The organism is Streptomyces sp. KR55, assembly GCF_052245645.1.
Classification (GTDB): Bacteria; Actinomycetota; Actinomycetes; order Streptomycetales; family Streptomycetaceae; genus Streptomyces; species Streptomyces flavusporus.
Window position 1 is genome coordinate 1 of record NZ_JBQQCE010000201.1, and the last position, 16,430, is coordinate 16,430.

A 16,430-nucleotide genomic window follows, 5' to 3' on the forward strand; every position below is an offset into this window, starting at 1 on the left:
GGATTGAGACTTGGAACAGTGCACCCAAGGGGGAGTTGGATGTACCGCAGCAGGGGGGTGACCGGAGTGCGGGCGACCGCGATGGCGCTGGGGGCGGCGCTGCTGATCGCGGGATGCTCCTCCGGCGACGGAGACGGCGGCGGCGACGGTGGCGACACCGGCGGCGCAGGCGCCGGGATCACCCAACAGCCCAAGGACGCCGCGCCGTTCTGGGTCAACCCGGACGGCACCGCGGCCCAGCAGGTGGCCGACTACGAGAAGAGCGGCAAGGAGTCCGAGGCGGACACGATCCGCAAGATCGCCCAGCAGCCGACCGGCGAGTGGCTCAGCCCGGAGAACGCGGAGGAGCAGGCCCGCGGCTTCACCGAGGCGGCGGCCGAGGCCGACCGCACGGCGCTGCTCGTCCTCTACAACATCCCGCACCGCGACTGCGGGCAGTTCTCGGGCGGCGGCGCCGCCGACGGCAACGCCTACCGGGCGTTCATCGACAGCGTCGCCAAGGGCATCGGCGACCGCGGCGCGACGGTGATCCTGGAGCCGGACGCGGTGCTGCACATGGTGGACAACTGCACACCCGGCGAGTACCACGAGGAGCGCTACGACCTCCTCAAGGGCGCCATCACCAAGCTCAAGTCCCTGAAGAACACCAAGGTCTACCTGGACGCGGGCAACGCCGGCTGGGGCAAGCCCGACCAGATCTTCGAGCCCCTGAAGTGGGCAGGCATCGACCAGGCCGACGGTTTCTCGGTCAACGTCTCCAACTTCTACACGACCGAGGACTCCATCGCGTACGGCAAGGAGCTCTCCGCCAAGGTGGGCAACAAGCCGTTCGTGATCGACACCAGCCGCAACGGCAACGGCCCCTACACCGAGGGCGACCCGGGCGAACGCTGGTGCAACCCGCCGGGCCGCGCCCTCGGCGAAACCCCGAGCACCAAGACCGCCGACCCCCTGGTCGACGCGTACCTGTGGGTCAAGCGCCCGGGAGAGTCGGACGGCGAGTGCAAGGGCGGTCCCAAGGCGGGGGAGTGGTGGCCCGAGTACGCGCTGAAGCTGGCGCAGGCGGGCGAGTAGCGTCCGGTACGCAGCTGGGGGCGCCCTCCGTCGCGGAGGGCGCCCCCAGTGGCGTACGGGCTAGGGCCTGTCCGGCGGATCAGGCCGGCTCCAAGGGGCGGTGACTAATCGGCGCAGGTGAGCGGGGTCTGGTGCGTCCAGCTGCAAGGCGGAGGAGGGAGTCGACGCGGAGCGTCGGCGACCGACGACAACGCGGCAGATGGGCGTGCCAGGCCCCGCGATTCCGGCATGATCCGCCGGACAGGCCCTAAGGAACCCTCACCCACTGCGCCTCGGACGGCGTCCCCTCGTCATCGGCCACGAACAGCATGTACCACCCCGCCTGCACCAGATTCCGGTTCTCCGGCACTGTCACGGTGACCTTGTTGCCGGACGTCTTGAAGTCCAGCGCGATCGACCGCTGGTCGACATCCGTCACGTGCGTCGAAGCGCTGGGCCGGATCAGCCGCACCTTCTTGATCGACGACGCATGCTGCGAGGTGAACGTGCCCGTCTCACCGCGTTCGATGGTCTGCGGTCCGCCGGACAGCGAGGGGCGCGAATCGCGGAAGAGATACGGCGGGCTGTAGATCTCGATCCGCTGCTCGAACTTCCCCGGCTTGGTGTTTGCCTTGTCGCTGAAGAGGGAGTCCGAACCGAAGAACATCACCCGGCCGTCGGGCAGGAGCAGCGAGCCCGAGTGGTAGTTACGGCCCACCAACGGGTCGGCGACCCGGTCGAGTTCGTTGGTCTCCGGGTCGTACAGCCGTGCCTCGAGGATGTTGGAGTCGCTGCGCCCGCGGTAGTCCTCCGAACCGCCGGAGACCAGCACGCTGTCGTCCGGGAGGACCGAGGCCTGTGGATAGCGGGTGCCCTTGTCCAGGGACGGCCCGTCCACGAACCGGGGGTTGTCGGCCTTCAGATCGACGATCCGCGTCTTCTCGCTCGACAGCTTGGACTCACCGACGCCACCACCGCCGATCACCATGTACTTCTCGTCCTGCGCCGGCGGCAACAGCACGGTGTTCGCGGTCTCCAGCATGTTCGCGTCGCTCATGCCGGGCACCTTGGTGAACTTGTTGGTGTCCACGTCCCAGACGCCGGGATCACGCCCCACATCGTCCGGCCCGTACCCCGCGTTCGCCCCCGAGTAGAAGACCTTGCCGTTCTGCATCAGGAACAGCGCCGGGTACGTCGGGAACTGCCGGACCTTGTCGGTGTAGGTCCACTTCTTGGTCTCGGGGTCGTAGATCTCGTTCTTGCCCGGCACCAGCTGGCCGATGTCGTCGAGGCCGGAGACGCTGAGGATCTTCCCGTCGCTCAGGGTGGTGAGCGTCGGGTACCAGCGGGCCTCCTTCATCGGGTCGACCTTGATGTACTTCTCGGCGACCGGGTCGAACTCGTAGGCGTCCCGGATTCCCTGGAAGTCCTTCTTGTCCAGGGCGAGCTTCTGCGCGATGCCGTACGTGTTGCGCGCGTCGGCGCCGGACAGGCCCTGGACGGTGTAGTTGTCCTGGGTGCCGGTCTCGTACTTCGCGCCCTCCTCGGCGGCCTCGACATAGATCCGGCCGACGCCCGGGTCGTTGCCCAGGAACTTGCCGGTCTCCTTGTCGAACTGCTTCTTGGCGCGCGGAACGAGGACCGGGTCCTTGGAGACGAAGGTCTTGCCGTTCTCCTTGCCGGTGAACTTGGTGCCCGCGGGCAGGGTGATCGGCTTGTCCGGGTTCTCGTTGTAGACGATCATCAGGCCGCCGGCCTTCTTCACGTCACCCTGGAGTTTCTCGTACCGCTTGGTGCCGCCCGCGATCAGCAGATTGCCGTTGGCGAGCTGGGTGTGGCCGGTGCAGAACAGGTCGTTGGGCGTCGGCACCTTCTTGATGGTGTTCTTGACCGGGTCCCAGATCCGGGTGTCGAACTTCTTCGCGTCGAAGTTGTCCTGGTTGTTGCCCGACCCGGCCACCAGCAGGATCTTGCCGGTGCGCAGCAGCGCCGCGTGGATGGTGTTGAGGCGGTACTCCTCCGGGAACTCGACGATCTTCCAGTGACCGTTGTCCGCTTTGTACTCGGGTCTGTTGATCTGGTACTGGTGGTACTTCTCGGTCCCGACCCGATAGAGCCATGGCCCGTTCATCCCGGCCAGCGCGATGACCACCGCCGTGCCTATCGCGAGTCGACGGGCGCGGCGGCGGCCGGCACGGTCGTTCATTCCTTACGTCCCCCAAGTCCACCAAGGGCGATCTGCATGGTCTGGTCGTTGCCCTCGTTCGAGGCCGCCCAACTGGGCCGCTGCTGCGGGGCGTGCGGCGCGTACGGAGCGGGCACTCCGTGCGCCGGAGTCGGTGTGGGTACCGCGTCCTGCGGCTCCGGCGCGGCCGGGGCGGCGGGCTTCTTCTTCTCCTGCCGGAGCTGCCAGCGCCAGGCGAAGATCGGCGTGGCGGTGATCAGCATCGCGAACGACGCCCAGATGATCATCGCGGGGTGGGAGTTGCCGTAGTAGAAGCCGGCCGCGATCGAGGCACCGAAGATCAGGATGAAGTACCAGTGGTACCGGAAGGTCCCGAACCATCGGTCCGGGCTCGCCGAGTCGCCCTTGGGCGTGACCACGAACTTGCTCTTGCGGCGCAGCACCGAGTCGATCAGCGCCTTGGCGTAGAGCGGCGCCGACAGCGCGGACATCACCATGCCGGCCACACCGCCGGAGCCCTCCGGCTCGTGCGGCGAGACGTTGTGGCGGCGGTTCCAGACGTACAGACCGATCTGCAGGGCGGAGGCGTTGCCGTAGAGCATCAGCCAGATCGTCGGGTCGATGTTCACACCCGAGGCACCCAGACCCAGGAACAGCGCACAACTCAGCGCCGCGAGGATCCAGTTGAGGGCCGACATCGGGTAGAAGATGATCATCATGGTGTAGTTGAAGAGCTTGCTCGGCGGCAGCGAGTACCAGCCCTTCCAGTACTGCTTGAGGATCGTCTCGTACGTCCCTCGCGACCAGCGCATCTGCTGGGTGAAGAAGTCCGTCCAGGCGCTGGGGCCCTCACCGACCGCGAGCACGTCCGGGGTGTAGACCGAGCGCCATTTCTTGCCTGTGGCCGGGTTCTTGTGGCGGTGGATCTCGAAACCGGTCGCCATGTCCTCGGTGATCGAGTCGTACAGACCGCCGATCTGCTTCAGCGCCTTGATCCGCACCGCGTTGGAGGTGCCGACGAACATCGGGGCGCCGTAGCGGTTGCCGGCGCGCTGGATCAGCGCGTGGAAGAGGAACTGCTGGGACTCGGCGGCCTTGGTGACGAACGTGTCGTAGTTGCCGTAGACCTGCGGGCCGATCACGAAGCCGACGTCCGGGTCGCGGAAGAAGCCCAGCATCCGCTCCAGGTAGTTCGGCAGCGGTACGTGGTCGGTGTCGACGGACGCGAAGAAGTCGTAGTCGTCGCCGTGTGCGTCGAGCCAGGCGTTGTAGTTGCCGTGCTTGGTCTTGGCGCGGTGCGGGCCCTTGGCCTGGTTCCACTTCGCGACGCCCTTGCGGGAGAAGTGGTGCACGCCGAGCCGGGCGCAGACCTCCTTGACCTCCGGGTCGTCGCCCTCGTCGAGCAGCCACACGTGCAACAGGCCCCGGTGGCGCAGCTTCACGGCCGCCTCCAGGGTCTTCGTCACCATCTCCAGCGGCTCCTTGCCGGGCACGAAGGAGGTGAGGAAGGCCACTCTCGTGCCGGTCTCCGGAACCACCGGGATCGGGTCGCGGGCGACCAGTGTGGCGTGCGCGTTGGACAGCACGTTCATGCAGCGGAAGAACTCGATCAGACCGATCGAGACCAGCATCACGATGTCGAGCGCGGGCAGGAAGTCGTAGGCCGGGTAGTCGCGTTCGGTCCAGTGCTCGGGCTGCAGCAGCCAGGCCAGCAGCACCAGCGAGAGCAGCGGTGCCGCGGCGAGCATCAGGGCCACGCGTATCCGGTGCGGCTCCTGCGAGATCAGGGAGCGGTACTGCACCCGGTACGGCTTGTTCGGATCGGGCTGGGTGAGGGGGCCCGCCAACCGGCTGTAGTGCTCGTAGTCGTACCTCGGCAGCGTCTTCTTGATCCGGCGGAAGGTCCCCGTGTTGCCGGTGCGGTGCGAAGGCACCCTGAGCTGGGTGGTTTGTGACGGGTCGAAGTTCTGCCGGGCGCCCGTCGGCGTCGACGTCATGAGTCATCCCCCCACACGCGGTTCAGCGCGTGTCTGTCGGTTCCTTTCGCCTGCTCAGGGCCCCCTCGGCCGTCACAGACGTGTCAGTGGTGCGCCGCAGTCACCACGTCATCCACACTCTATAGACATGGAACTACGACGTTCCGGTTGCATGATGCCCCCCTCGGCATCGCTTCACGAACGGGGCCCCTCTCCCCGTAGCACCGGCAACCGGTTTCGTGCCCCCCAATTGGCGCGTATCCGCAGCCTCTTGCAAACCAGGGTTCTACGCCGTTCAGCATGATCGCAAGATGCGATACACGGTATTTACCGGCTATACGCGCTCATTGGGACGCAAGTTGGCGTCCGCTGGTGCGCTTGAGGCCAGTCGTGCACGAATGTTGCCGAAGTGGTCCCTTATGGCCTCCTCCGCTCGGATCGAGTCACCGGACCGCACCGCGTCCAGGATCTCCCGGTGCTGCCGGCAGGTGACCCGTGGGTCCTGCGGCACCTCCACGAGATCCCTGCTCACGCGGTGGAAGGCGTCCCAGAACGCCTCGAGCACCTCGCTCAGCAGCACGTTGTCCAGCCCCTGGTAGAGGGTGGCGTGAAAGGCACGGTCGGTCTCGGCGAGGCCGGCGCCCTGCGCGGCCTGCTCATCCATACGGTCCACGAGGGCGTCCAGTTCAACGAGGTCCGCCTGCGGCAGCCGGCCCGCGAGCCGGGAGACCAGTCCCGTCTCCACCGCCTCGCGCAGCTCGAGCAGCTGAAGCAGGGAGTCCTCCCCGCGGTAGTGCCCGGCGACCGTGCGGAACGCCAGGCCCTCGATCATCGGGGCGAACGACATCCGGCCGACGTAGGTGCCGAAGCCGTGCCGTATCTCCACGATCCCCATCGCCTGGAGCCCCTTCAGGGCCTCCCGCACCGAGTTCCGGCTCGCGCCGAGGAACTCCATCAGCTCGGGCTCGGTCGGCAGCGGGGACCCGGAGGTCAGCCGGCGGTCGACGATGAGCTTCTTGATCCTCTCCTGGAGGTCACGCGCTGCCATGGCCAGAGGGTAACCGGCCAAATGAGGGGAGGCCCCGCTTCCGGCCAGGCCGGCCACGCAAAAGGCCCCTCGCTGCTGCGAGAGGCCTTCCGGCGGGCGCGGGGACTCGGCGGTCGCTCCTGGGCCCGCGGTCACAGCAGCCGACGGAGAGGGGGTGGGGGTGGCGGAGCCCCCGCTGCGCGCGGCGCAGCCGCGCAGAAACGACGATGGCGAGGCGGTTCGCGCTTTCCGCGAACATGCCTCGCCATCGACATCGTGCGCCGCCAGGGACTCGAACCCCGGACCCGCTGATTAAGAGTCAGCTGCTCTAACCAACTGAGCTAGCGGCGCGTGCTGACGTCGTTAACTCTACATGACGTTCCGGGGTGCTCCTGACCACCGGATTCGGGCCGGCTCCGGCCCTCCGGGGGCCCCTGTACATCATTCGGACCGTCAACATGCGCACCCCGAAGACAGTTGTGAAACTGATCAACGTGCACCGGCCTGGACATTTCCATCTGGAGTGTGAGGGGAATCGCATGGAGACTCCGGTATTCGAGGAATTCGATCCCACGAGCGACTGCGACTGCCCCGGCTGCGCCCACTGGCGCCGCGTCCCCCACGTATCGCCGCATTCCACCGTCGGCCGTCCGGCCGCGACCCGCGCGCTGGCCGTCGCCGCCATGGCCTCGGCGGCGCTCGGCGTGAGCCATGCCGCCCCTGCCCCGGCCGTCCCCCACGCCCCCCATCGACCCGGCGTTCCCGCAGGTGACGCGCCCGACACCCCCCAGGGTGACAGAACCCCGCTGCACGGCCTGGGCGGGACACCGGCCAAGCCGGCGGGCGCCGCCCCGCTGCCCGAGATCACCCGCGCGGAGATCATCAACCGCGCCAAGAAATGGGTCGCGGAGAAAGTGCCGTACAGCATGACCGACTACTGGACCGACGGTTACCGGCAGGACTGCTCGGGCTTTGTCTCGATGGCCTGGAAGCTGCCGGGAAACGAGTGGACCGGCTCCCTCCACGAGTTCGGGGTGCGGATCACCAAGGAGGAACTCCAGCCCGGCGACATGCTGCTGTTCCACAACCCGGACAACCCGCAGAACGGCTCGCACGTGGTCCTTTTCGGCGGCTGGACGGACCACACCCACACGTACTACATCGCCTACGAGTCGCCCCGCCCGCACGCCCGCAGGCAGACCACCCCGTACGCCTACTGGAACAAATCCGACCGTTATGTCCCCTACCGCTACAAGGGCGTCAAGGCGGACGTGACCGGTGTGGAGGAGACCGCGGCGCCGCAGGACACCGCCGCGCCGCAGGACAGTGCCGTGCCGCAGGACACCAAGGAGGAGGGCAAGGCCGTTCACGCCGGAGCGGCCGGCCCGCTCGCGCCCGCCCCGCGGGTCCCGGCCTACCCCGGCCGGGGCATGTTCCGGCCGGGGGCCGACAACGCGCACGTCACACTGCTCGGGAAACAGCTCGTGAGGAAAGGTTTCGGCAAGCGCTACGCCGGCACCGGGCCGGGACCGCGTTGGGGCGAGGCGGACCGGCGGAACGTCGAGGCCTTCCAGCGCTCCCAGGGCTGGCGGGGCGGTGCGGCGGACGGCTACCCGGGGCCCGAGACCTGGCGGCGGCTCTTTTCCTGACCACCTGTACCACCTGCTGCACCACCTGTTCTGACGCATCTGGCGCGGAGGCTGGAGGCACACATGACCACGACCACTCCCCAGCCGCCCGGGTCCGGCGGCGCCGACGGGGCCCCGGCCCGGCCCGCCCGGGTGATCCAGAACGAGACGACCACCGAGATCCCCGTCCATCTGCTGTTCCGCGACGACCCCGGCCCGGTGTCCGTGCCGCTCAGGCCGACCGTGGGGAACCGCCGCCAGGGCACGGGCGAGCAGCCGCGGCTGCGCCGCCCGGCGCCCGCGAAGGCCAGCCCGGCGGCACAGGTCGACCCCGACCTGGTGGAACGGCCCGCGCGGGCGCTGCCGGGGGCGGTCGGGGTGCTCGCCGGTGCCGCCGGTCTGGCCGGGTGCGCGGTCACCTCCTGGTGGGCGGGCACGCTGCCGTCGTTCGCGGCGCAGGCGCTGGGGCTGCCGGCGTTCGCGGGGGCCGGGCTCGGGCCGGCGCAGTGGGCGGCGTACGCCGGGACCGGGGCGCTCGTCCTGTTCGGCTTCGGGGGGCTGTCCCGGGGTCGCACCGGGCGGGCCTGGGTGCTCGATCTGTTCGGCCGCTACCGGGGGACCGTGCGGCGCACCGGCCTGATGTGGGTCAACCCGCTGCTGCTGCGCCGCCGGGCCGACGTACGGCTGCGGCACTGGCGCAGCGAGCCGATGCCCGCAGCCGACCGGAGCGGGGTGGCGGTGCGGGTGGTGGTCCTGGTGGTGTGGCGGGTGCGGGACACCGCGCGGGCCGTGCTGGGCGTGGAGGACCACGAGACGTATCTGCGCGAGTGTGTGGAGGCGGGGCTCCTGCGGGTGCCGGTGGAGATGCCGGCCGGTGCGCGGGCCGGTGTGGAGGCGGCCACGGACGCACTGACCCGGCTGGTGGCGGCGGACGTGGCGCCGGTCGGGCTGGAGATCTTCTCGGTGCAGCCGGTGCGGATCGAGTACGCCCCTGAGGTCGCCGCCGCGATGCACCGCCGCCGGATCGCCGCGCTGGACGCACAGCACCGGGCGAGCGTGCTGACGTCGGTGGTCGACTCGGTGGAGGACACGGTGACGCGGCTGACCATGCGCGGGCTGGTGGAGCTGGACGACTACGAACGCAAGGTGCTGGTCAAGGACTTGACGGTGGCGTTCTGCGCGGGGCGGGGAGAAACAGGTCCGTGATTGGTATGGACACGTCTTTGATATGGACACAGCCAACTAACGGCAATACGCTCAGACTTGGTCTAGACCTGCAAGCTCACTGAACTTCCCCCACGTTCTCCAGGAGCGGCAGTATGCGCAAAAAGACCAAGTTGTCCGTCGCGATGGTAGGTCTGGCGACCACCGGCGCCCTCGTGCTGTCCTCCGGCGGAGCCAGCGGCCACGGCTACACCGACCTGCCCATCAGCCGGCAGAAGCTCTGCCAGAACGGCACGGTGACCAACTGCGGCCCCATCCAGTGGGAGCCGCAGAGCGTCGAGGGCCCGAAGGGCTTCCCGGCCGCCGGCCCGGCCGACGGGCAGATATGCAACGCCGGCCTGAGCCAGTTCGCCCAGCTCAGCGCACCGAGGACGCCGTCCGGCGCTGCCTGGCCCGCCACCAAGGTGAACGGCGGCCAGAGCTACACCTTCCGCTGGCAGTTCACCGCCATGCACGCCACGACCGACTTCAAGTACTACATCACCAAGCCGGGCTGGAACCAGAACCACAATCTGGCCCGCTCCGACCTCAACCTGACCCCGTTCCTCACGGTCCCCTACGGCGGCCAGCGCCCGCCGCAGACCCTCTCGCACAGCGGCACGCTGCCGTCCGGGCTCAGCGGCCGGCATGTGATCGTCGCGGTGTGGACGATCGCTGACACGGCCAACGCGTTCTACGCCTGCTCGGACGTCACCTTCTGAGCCCGCCGGACACGCGAAGGAGCCCCCCGCTCACTGCGGGGGGCTCCTCATTTGTGCGCCGCCAGGGACTCGAACCCCGGACCCGCTGATTAAGAGTCAGCTGCTCTAACCAACTGAGCTAGCGGCGCATGACTCCCGCCGTCCGCTCTCGCGGTCGACGACACAGAAAATACTACCTGGTCCAGAAGGGTGCTCCGGACCTGTGGCCCGGAGCTAGGGCCTGTCCGGCGGATCATGCCGCAGACGCGGGTCTGGCACGCCCTCCCCCACGCTCGGCTTCGCTCGAGCGGGAGGTGCCCCCACCGGCGTTGTCGTCACTCTCCCCCACGCTCGAACCGAGCTCGCGCGGGGGGACCCCCATGACCCCGCTCACCTGCGCTCATAGGCGCCGCCGATGTCCTGCGGCCTGATCCGCCGGACAGGCCCTAGATCGCCAGCGACAGCAGTACCGGCGCCGCGTTGCGGTTCAGGGTGTCCGCGGCCTCGCGCAGCCGGTGGGCGCGCTCGACGGGCAGGGACAGGGCCAGGCAGCCCACCGAGGAGCCGGCCGTTATCGGGACGGCCGCGCAGACCGTGCCGACCGCGTATTCCTGCAGGTCCAGCACGGGCACCGTGGGCGCCTGGGCCTCCAGCCGGGACAGCAGCAGCTTGTCGCTGGTGATGGTGCGCGAGGTGAGGCGGGCCATCTTGTGGCGGGAGAGGTGCTCGCGACGGCTGTTGTGGTCGAGCTGGCCGAGCAGGCTCTTGCCGACCGCCGTGGCATGGGCGGAGTAGCGGAAGTCGACCCACTCGTTGACCGCCGGGGTGGCGGGGCCGTCCGCGTACTGGGTGACCTTGACCTCTCCGTCGACGTACCGGCTGATGTAGACGGCGGCGCCGACGGAGTCGCGCAGTCGGTCGAGGGTCCGCTGGAGCTGCTCGCGCAGGGCTTCCTCGCGGTTCTGGGCGGAGCCGAGGCGGGCGAGGGCCACGCCCGTCACGTACGCACCGTCGGTGACCTGCTCGACGTAGCCCTCGCGGCGCAGCATCCGCAGGAGGCCGGTGAGCCGCTCCGCGCCGAGGCCGGTGTGGCGGGCTATCTCGGTGTCGGTGACACCGGAGGTGTGCCGTGCCACCGTCTCCAGGACGCGCAAGGCGTCCTGAGCCGAGTGGTACGGCGCGGTCGGCTCGTGCGTCAGCGCCACGGTGTATCCCCCCTGCGCTTACTGTCTGGCCGTATGTCCGGACGGCGGATCCCCTCCACGATAGCCGTCAAGGGGCTGGTAGCGAGTGGCAGTTGACCAGATTGCGACCCTCTAAGCAGGGGCGTAGGCGGTTGACATATGCCAGCGGCAGTCTCCTCAGAGCACCGCTCCGAGGAACTCCCTGGTCCGCTCGTGGTCCGGATCGCCGAAGATCTTCTCCGGGGTGCCGGACTCGATGACCTTGCCCTTGTCGAACATCATGACCTGGTCCGAGATGTCCCGGGCGAAGTTCATCTCGTGGGTCACGCAGAGCATGGTGATGTCCGTGGTGTGTGCGATGTCCCTGAGTACATCGAGAACGCCGTGCACCAGCTCCGGGTCCAGCGCCGAGGTCACCTCGTCCAGCAGCAGGATCTCCGGCCGCATGGCCAGCGCGCGGGCGATCGCCACCCGCTGCTGCTGACCGCCGGACAACTGCGTCGGATGCGCGGTGGCCTTCTCCTCCAGGCCCACCAGCTGCAGCAGGTCCCGGGCGCGTTCCTCGGCCTCGGCGCGGTCGAGGCCGAGCACGTTGACCGGGGCCTCGGTGATGTTCTGCAGCACGTTCATGTTCGGGAACAGATTGAACTGCTGGAAGACCATCCCGATCTTCTTGCGGATCTCCCGCTGGTGCTTCTCGTTGGCGGGCCTGAGGGAGCCGTTCGGTCCCGGCATATGGGTCAGGGACTGCCCGTCCACCATGATCACGCCATCGCTGACCTGCTCCAGCGTCATCAGCAGCCGCAGGATGGTGGTCTTGCCGGAGCCGCTGGGGCCGATCAGGGTGACGTGCTGTCCGCGGTCGACGGTGAAGTCCAGGTGGTCGAGGACCACATGGTCGCCGTACCGCTTGACCACCTGGTCGAACACCACCAGGTGGCCCGGTGCGGCGGTGTCGGCCACGGACGGCTCGGGACTGGTCTTCTGCAGGGGGTCAGTGGCCAAGGCGCTTCTCCAGCTTTCTCATCAGCAGCGAGGTCGGGTAGCTCGCCGCCAGGAAGATCAGGCCCGCGAGCGTGAAGGTCTCGGCGTAGACGAAGTGGGTCGCGCCGTACTCCCGGGCCTCGGCGACCATCTCCGAGACCGTGATGACGGCCAGGAAGGGGGTCTCCTTGAACATGGCGATCGCGTAGTTGCCCAGCGCGGGCAGGACGTTGCGCACCGCCTGCGGCAGGATCACGGCCTGCCAGGTGCGGCGCGGCGACATCGACAGCGCCCGGCAGGCCTCCCACTGGCCCTTCGGCACGGCGTCGATGCCCGCCCGGTACACCTCCGACAGGTACGAGGCGTAGTGGATGCCGAGCACCGTGATACCGATGGTCAGCGGCTCCACCGTGTTGAACACCGCGTACGCGCCGGCCAGCTGCACCAGCAGCGGGGTGGACCGGACGAACTCGGTGACCGCCCGCACCGGCACCGTCACCAGCCGGCTGGGCGCCCGCCCGGCCATCGCGACGATCAGCCCGAGCACGGCGGCCACCAGGGTGCCGAGCACCGTGGCCAGCAGCGTGGTCTTGAAGCCCTCCCACAGCAGCGGCAGCGAGTCGCCGACGGAGGCCCAGTCCCAGTTGTAGTTCACAGGGAGCCTCCCGCGGTCGTCCCGGCCGCCTCGGCGGGCTGCGCACTACGGCTGCGCAGCAGCCCGCGCACGCCGGTGTGCTGGCCCAGCCGGGCCTTGGCGTGCCGCTCGAGGGCGTTCATCAGCAGGGTCAGCGCGTAGGCGAGGACGAAGTACATCACCAGCAGCGTCAGATACGCCCAGGTCGTCTCGCCCGTGCGGTCCCGCATCTGCTGGACCACGGTCGTCAGGTCGGCGGCCGAGATCAGCCAGAGCAGCGGCGTGCACTTCAGCAACTGGATCAGCAGGTTGGTGAACGACGGGATCATCTGCACCCACGCCTGCGGCAGGATCACCCGGCGCATCCGCTGCGCCGGTGTCATGTTCAGCGCGACAGCCGCCTCCCACTGCGCCTTCGGTACGGCGTTCAGCGCGCCGCGCACGACCTCGGAGCCGTACGCCCCGTAGTTCATGCCGAACGCCACGACGCCGCAGAACAGCGGCGTCAGTTCGTATCCGAACAGGAGCGGAAACGCGTAGTACAGCCAGAACAGCTGGACGTACAGCGAGGTGCCGCGGAAGAACTCCACGACGACCCGTGACACCCCCCGCACGAGCACGGACCCGCTGCGCGCCATGAAGCCGAACACGAACGCAAGGGCGAGCGCCACGGCCGAGCCGAGGACCGTCGCCGCCAGTGTCGTGCCCAGCCCGGACCAGACGTCCGGCAGATGGTCGAAGAAGTATGTGAAGAAGTCACCCATGGGCAGCCGGGTCCCGTCAGCCCTTGCACAGGTCGGCGGTCTTCAGGTCCACCGGCGGGATGGTGTCCTTGCCGAAGCCGTACTCGCCGATCAGCTGCACATAGCGGTCCGGATCCGAAGTGATCTTCTTCAGCTCCCTGTTGAAGGCGTCCCGCAGGTCCTCGCTGCCCTGGCGGAAGACGGCGCCGCCCGGGCTGTACTGCTTGACGCCGTCGAGCTCCGGGATGAACGAGTCGGTGACCTCCAGGCCCGAGTTGTTCTTGGCGAGCCAGTTCAGGGAGATGCCGGTGAGCAGGAACGCGTCGATCCGGCCGCCCTTGACCGCGTCCGCGCCGTCCTGCGGCTTCTGCAGCGTCTTGATGTTGCCGTCGGCGATACCGGCGGCGGTGGCGTAGTTCTTCTCGACCGCACCCGACATCACACCGACGGTGACCCCGGCCTCCTTCACCGACGCCAGGTCGGTCAGGTTCTCGGGGTTGCCCTTCTTCACCATCAGCGCGGTGGGCGAGATGAACTCCGGCTCCGAGAACAGCGCCCGCTCACAGCGCTCCGGGATGATCGCCATGCCGGCGCTGATCACGTCGTACTTGCCGGCCTGCAGCCCCGGGATCAGACCGTCCCACTCGGAGAAGGTCGGCCGCAGTTCGTCCACGCCGAGGGCCTTGAAGATCTCCCGGTGCAGGGTGGGCGCCTCGCCCTTGAGCTTCCCGTCCTCCTCGTAGCCGTAGGGGGCCTCGTTGGCGTAGGCCACCCGTACGTAGCCCTGCTCCTTGAGCTTGTCCAGGGTCGAGCCCTCGCCGGAGCTGCCGGTGTCGGTCTTGCTGCACGCGGCGAGGAGTCCGGGGACGGTCAACAGGCCGCCGACGGCTGCGGTTCTGGTGAGGAAGCCCCTGCGGGACAGGTTCGGGAACTCGGTCATGGACGTGCAACCTCCAGAGTCGTGCCTGACATGCGGCCGCGGCCAGTGGAGGCGCCTGCCCGATCCGCGGGGGGTATGCAGTGCCGCCGTGCGATGTGATGCAACGGTGACCGGAGCGTGACCGGTCCGTTTCCGCGGGCGGGCGGGTGTGAGGCCCGTGCGGCCGGGGAGGGAACAGGGCATGACCGACCGTTATGTGGAAATCTCCCTCGCCGAGCGCGACGTCCGCTGCACCGCGAAACTCCTCGACGACCGCGCCCCGGTCACCTGCGCCGCCGTATGGGACGCCCTGCCGCTCGCCGGTGACGTCTACCACGCGAAGTACGCCCGCAACGAGATCTACGCGCTCTTCCCGCCCTTCGCCGCCGCCGAACCGCCCCTGGAGAACCCGACGGTGACCCCGATCCCGGGCGACCTGTGCTACTTCTCCTTCGCCGGTTCGGAGTTGGGGACCCGGGCGTACGGCTACGACCGTGAGGTGCGGACGGGAACGACCGTGGTGGACCTCGCCCTGTTCTACGAGCGCAACAACCTCCTCCTCAACGGGGACGTGGGGTGGGTGCCGGGCATCGTGTGGGGCCAGGTCGTCGAGGGCCTCGAGACCATGGCGGAGGCGTGCAACGACCTGTGGCGCACCGGCGCGGCGGGGGAGACGCTCAGCTTCCGCCGGACGTGATCCCGGCCTCGTACAGCGCATGGGCCACGCGCAGCACGAGGTCGTCGCGGTGGCGGGCGGCCACCAGTTGCATCCCCACCGGCAGCCCGTCCCCGTCCGTGCCCCCCGGTACCGTCGCGGCCGGCTGCTGCGTCATGTTGAACGGGTACGTGAACGGCGTCCACCCCGTCCAGCGCCGGTGGCCCGAGCCCTTCGGCACCTCGGCGCCCGCCTCGAACGCCGTGATCGGCACGGTCGGGGTGACGAGGAGGTCGTAGGACGTGTGGAAGCGACCCATCCGGCGGCCCAGGTCCATACGGACGTCCACCGCGGCCAGATAGTCCAGCGCCGAAAGGCTTTCACCGACCGCGCAGATCTCCCGCAGCCCCGGGTCGAGCAACCCCCGCTGATGCGGCCCGAGATGCTGGATCACCCGGGCCGCCCCGGTGAACCACAGGGTGTGGAAGGCGTCCACCGGGTCGGTGAGGTCGGGGTCGGTCTCCGTGACGTACGCGCCGAGGCCGGCGAGCCGCTCCACCGCCCGCCGTACCGCCGTCGCGACGGCCGGACGCACCGCGACCTGGCCGCCCAGGGACGGCGAGTAGGCCACCCGCAGCCCATGCACCCCGCCCCGCAGTCCCGCGGTGAAGGAACCGGGCGGCGGGCCGAGCGCCGACCAGTCACGCTCGTCGGGTACGCCGATGACGTCCAGGAGCAGCGCCGCGTCGGCGGCGTCCCGGGTCATCGGCCCCACGTGCGCCAGCGTGCCGAAGGCGCTCGCCGGGTAGAGCGGGACGCGGCCGTACGTCGGCTTCAGCGCGAAGATCCCGCAGAACGCCGCCGGGATACGCACACTGCCCCCGCCGTCCGTGCCCAGCGCCAGCGGCCCCGCGCCGAGCGCCACGGCGGCCGCCGCGCCCCCGCTCGATCCGCCGGCGGTGCGGGAGAGGTCGTGCGGGTTGCGGGTCACCCCGGTCAGCGGGGAGTCCGTGACGCCCTTCCAGCCGTACTCGGGTGTCGTGGTCTTGCCGAGGAACACCGCGCCGGCCTCGCGCAGCCGGGCGACGGAGGGCGCGTCCTCGTCCCAGCGGCCCTCCGGGTCGATGGTCCGCGAGCCGCGCAGGGTCGGGGCGCCGCGCAGCAGCAGCAGGTCCTTGACCGTGACCGGGACCCCGTCCACCGCTCCGGCCGGTTCCCCGCGCCGCCAGCGCTGCGCCGACTCCGCTGCCCGGGCGAGGGCGTCCTCGGCGGTGAGGCGGACGAAGGCGTTCACCTCCGGCTGGATCCGCTCGGCCCGTTCCAGTGCCGCGCGGGTCGCCTCCACGGGGCTGAACTCGCCCTTGCGGTAGCCGTCGACGAGTTGTACGGCGGTCAGTTCGGTGAGCTCGGTCAGCTGGGTCATCCACCCTCCCGGGGCGTCAGTGTCCGGGTACGTATCCGCGCTTCTTGTCGACCACGTTCGGCAGCGGCCTGCCTGCCTCCCATCGCTCGTACAGCTCCACGAACTGGGCGCCCAG

14 protein-coding genes, 2 tRNA genes and 1 pseudogene are annotated in these 16,430 nt (G+C 69.2%); 5 read left to right on the plus strand and 12 right to left on the minus strand.

The window, feature by feature from the left end:
• The first annotated feature begins 39 nt into the window (after positions 1-39).
• A complete protein-coding gene (locus ACTWQJ_RS26995) occupies positions 40-1,074 on the plus strand; it encodes a glycoside hydrolase family 6 protein (RefSeq protein WP_443309143.1) in 1,035 nt (344 codons plus the stop codon).
• A 247-nt stretch (positions 1,075-1,321) separates the two neighbouring features.
• Here the strand turns inward: ACTWQJ_RS26995 and ACTWQJ_RS27000 are convergent, their stop codons facing one another.
• The 4 genes from ACTWQJ_RS27000 to ACTWQJ_RS27015 form a co-directional block, all read right to left on the minus strand.
• Entirely contained in the window at positions 1,322-3,259 is a 1,938-nt protein-coding gene (locus tag ACTWQJ_RS27000) for a galactose oxidase-like domain-containing protein (RefSeq protein WP_443309144.1), read from the minus strand.
• Positions 3,256-5,235, minus strand: a complete 1,980-nt coding sequence (locus tag ACTWQJ_RS27005; RefSeq protein ID WP_443309145.1) for a glycosyltransferase family 2 protein — start codon at positions 5,233-5,235, stop codon at positions 3,256-3,258. The genes ACTWQJ_RS27000 and ACTWQJ_RS27005 overlap by 4 nt, the downstream gene beginning before the upstream one ends.
• A 313-nt stretch (positions 5,236-5,548) precedes the next feature.
• Positions 5,549-6,262, minus strand: coding sequence for a FadR/GntR family transcriptional regulator (locus tag ACTWQJ_RS27010; RefSeq protein WP_443309146.1), 714 nt, complete (start codon positions 6,260-6,262; stop codon positions 5,549-5,551).
• 256 nt (positions 6,263-6,518) lie between these two features.
• A tRNA-Lys gene (locus tag ACTWQJ_RS27015) sits at positions 6,519-6,592 on the minus strand.
• A gap of 188 nt (positions 6,593-6,780) precedes the next feature.
• Between ACTWQJ_RS27015 and ACTWQJ_RS27020 the strand changes: the two genes are divergently transcribed.
• The 3 genes from ACTWQJ_RS27020 to ACTWQJ_RS27030 all read left to right on the plus strand — a co-directional run bounded on the left by ACTWQJ_RS27020 (position 6,781) and on the right by ACTWQJ_RS27030 (position 9,794).
• Positions 6,781-7,890, plus strand: a complete 1,110-nt coding sequence (locus ACTWQJ_RS27020; RefSeq protein ID WP_443309147.1) for a peptidoglycan-binding protein — start codon at positions 6,781-6,783, stop codon at positions 7,888-7,890.
• Between the two features lie 63 nt (positions 7,891-7,953).
• Positions 7,954-9,075, plus strand: coding sequence for an SPFH domain-containing protein (locus ACTWQJ_RS27025; RefSeq protein WP_443309148.1), 1,122 nt, complete (start codon positions 7,954-7,956; stop codon positions 9,073-9,075).
• 113 nt (positions 9,076-9,188) lie between these two features.
• A complete protein-coding gene (locus tag ACTWQJ_RS27030; RefSeq protein ID WP_443309149.1) occupies positions 9,189-9,794 on the plus strand; it encodes a lytic polysaccharide monooxygenase auxiliary activity family 9 protein in 606 nt (201 codons plus the stop codon).
• A gap of 54 nt (positions 9,795-9,848) precedes the next feature.
• Here the strand turns inward: ACTWQJ_RS27030 and ACTWQJ_RS27035 are convergent.
• The 6 genes from ACTWQJ_RS27035 to ehuB all read right to left on the minus strand — a co-directional run bounded on the left by ACTWQJ_RS27035 (position 9,849) and on the right by ehuB (position 14,258).
• A tRNA-Lys gene (locus tag ACTWQJ_RS27035) sits at positions 9,849-9,922 on the minus strand.
• A 297-nt stretch (positions 9,923-10,219) separates the two neighbouring features.
• Complete coding sequence (locus ACTWQJ_RS27040) at positions 10,220-10,978, minus strand: IclR family transcriptional regulator (protein WP_443309150.1); 759 nt, start codon at positions 10,976-10,978, stop codon at positions 10,220-10,222.
• A 156-nt stretch (positions 10,979-11,134) separates the two neighbouring features.
• A complete protein-coding gene (gene ehuA / locus ACTWQJ_RS27045; RefSeq protein ID WP_443309151.1) occupies positions 11,135-11,962 on the minus strand; it encodes an ectoine/hydroxyectoine ABC transporter ATP-binding protein EhuA in 828 nt (275 codons plus the stop codon).
• Entirely contained in the window at positions 11,952-12,596 is a 645-nt protein-coding gene (ehuD, locus tag ACTWQJ_RS27050) for an ectoine/hydroxyectoine ABC transporter permease subunit EhuD (RefSeq protein ID WP_224735626.1), read from the minus strand. The genes ehuA and ehuD overlap by 11 nt, the downstream gene beginning before the upstream one ends.
• On the minus strand, positions 12,593-13,339 hold the full coding sequence (gene ehuC / locus ACTWQJ_RS27055; protein WP_443309152.1) for an ectoine/hydroxyectoine ABC transporter permease subunit EhuC: 747 nt from the start codon (positions 13,337-13,339) through the stop codon (positions 12,593-12,595). Before ehuC ends, ehuD begins: the two co-directional genes overlap by 4 nt.
• A gap of 16 nt (positions 13,340-13,355) precedes the next feature.
• On the minus strand, positions 13,356-14,258 hold the full coding sequence (gene ehuB, locus ACTWQJ_RS27060) for an ectoine/hydroxyectoine ABC transporter substrate-binding protein EhuB (protein ID WP_443309153.1): 903 nt from the start codon (positions 14,256-14,258) through the stop codon (positions 13,356-13,358).
• A gap of 181 nt (positions 14,259-14,439) precedes the next feature.
• Here ehuB and ACTWQJ_RS27065 point away from each other — a divergent pair, with 181 nt between their 5' ends.
• Positions 14,440-14,934, plus strand: coding sequence for a DUF3830 family protein (locus tag ACTWQJ_RS27065; protein ID WP_443309154.1), 495 nt, complete (start codon positions 14,440-14,442; stop codon positions 14,932-14,934).
• On the opposite strand, the gene ACTWQJ_RS27070 is transcribed toward ACTWQJ_RS27065, so the two are convergent.
• Positions 14,915-16,306: an amidase gene (locus ACTWQJ_RS27070; protein ID WP_443309155.1), complete on the minus strand. Its 1,392-nt coding sequence runs from the start codon at positions 16,304-16,306 to the stop codon at positions 14,915-14,917. The genes ACTWQJ_RS27065 and ACTWQJ_RS27070 overlap by 20 nt on opposite strands.
• A gap of 25 nt (positions 16,307-16,331) precedes the next feature.
• Positions 16,332-16,430: pseudogene (locus tag ACTWQJ_RS27075) on the minus strand (D-2-hydroxyacid dehydrogenase); the annotation flags it as partial.

Excerpts from the sequence above, each read along its gene's own strand:
- ehuB (WP_443309153.1), bottom strand. The coding sequence starts at position 14,258 with ATGACCGAGTTCCCGAACCTGTCCCGCAGGGGCTTCCTCACCAGAACC.
- ACTWQJ_RS27000 (WP_443309144.1), bottom strand. The coding sequence starts at position 3,259 with ATGAACGACCGTGCCGGCCGCCGCCGCGCCCGTCGACTCGCGATAGGC.
- ehuC (WP_443309152.1), bottom strand. The coding sequence starts at position 13,339 with ATGGGTGACTTCTTCACATACTTCTTCGACCATCTGCCGGACGTCTGG.
- ACTWQJ_RS27030 (WP_443309149.1), top strand. The coding sequence starts at position 9,189 with ATGCGCAAAAAGACCAAGTTGTCCGTCGCGATGGTAGGTCTGGCGACC.
- ACTWQJ_RS27025 (WP_443309148.1), top strand. The coding sequence starts at position 7,954 with ATGACCACGACCACTCCCCAGCCGCCCGGGTCCGGCGGCGCCGACGGG.
- ACTWQJ_RS27005 (WP_443309145.1), bottom strand. The coding sequence starts at position 5,235 with ATGACGTCGACGCCGACGGGCGCCCGGCAGAACTTCGACCCGTCACAA.
- ACTWQJ_RS27010 (WP_443309146.1), bottom strand. The coding sequence starts at position 6,262 with ATGGCAGCGCGTGACCTCCAGGAGAGGATCAAGAAGCTCATCGTCGAC.
- ACTWQJ_RS26995 (WP_443309143.1), top strand. The coding sequence starts at position 40 with ATGTACCGCAGCAGGGGGGTGACCGGAGTGCGGGCGACCGCGATGGCG.
- ACTWQJ_RS27020 (WP_443309147.1), top strand. The coding sequence starts at position 6,781 with ATGGAGACTCCGGTATTCGAGGAATTCGATCCCACGAGCGACTGCGAC.
- ACTWQJ_RS27065 (WP_443309154.1), top strand. The coding sequence starts at position 14,440 with ATGACCGACCGTTATGTGGAAATCTCCCTCGCCGAGCGCGACGTCCGC.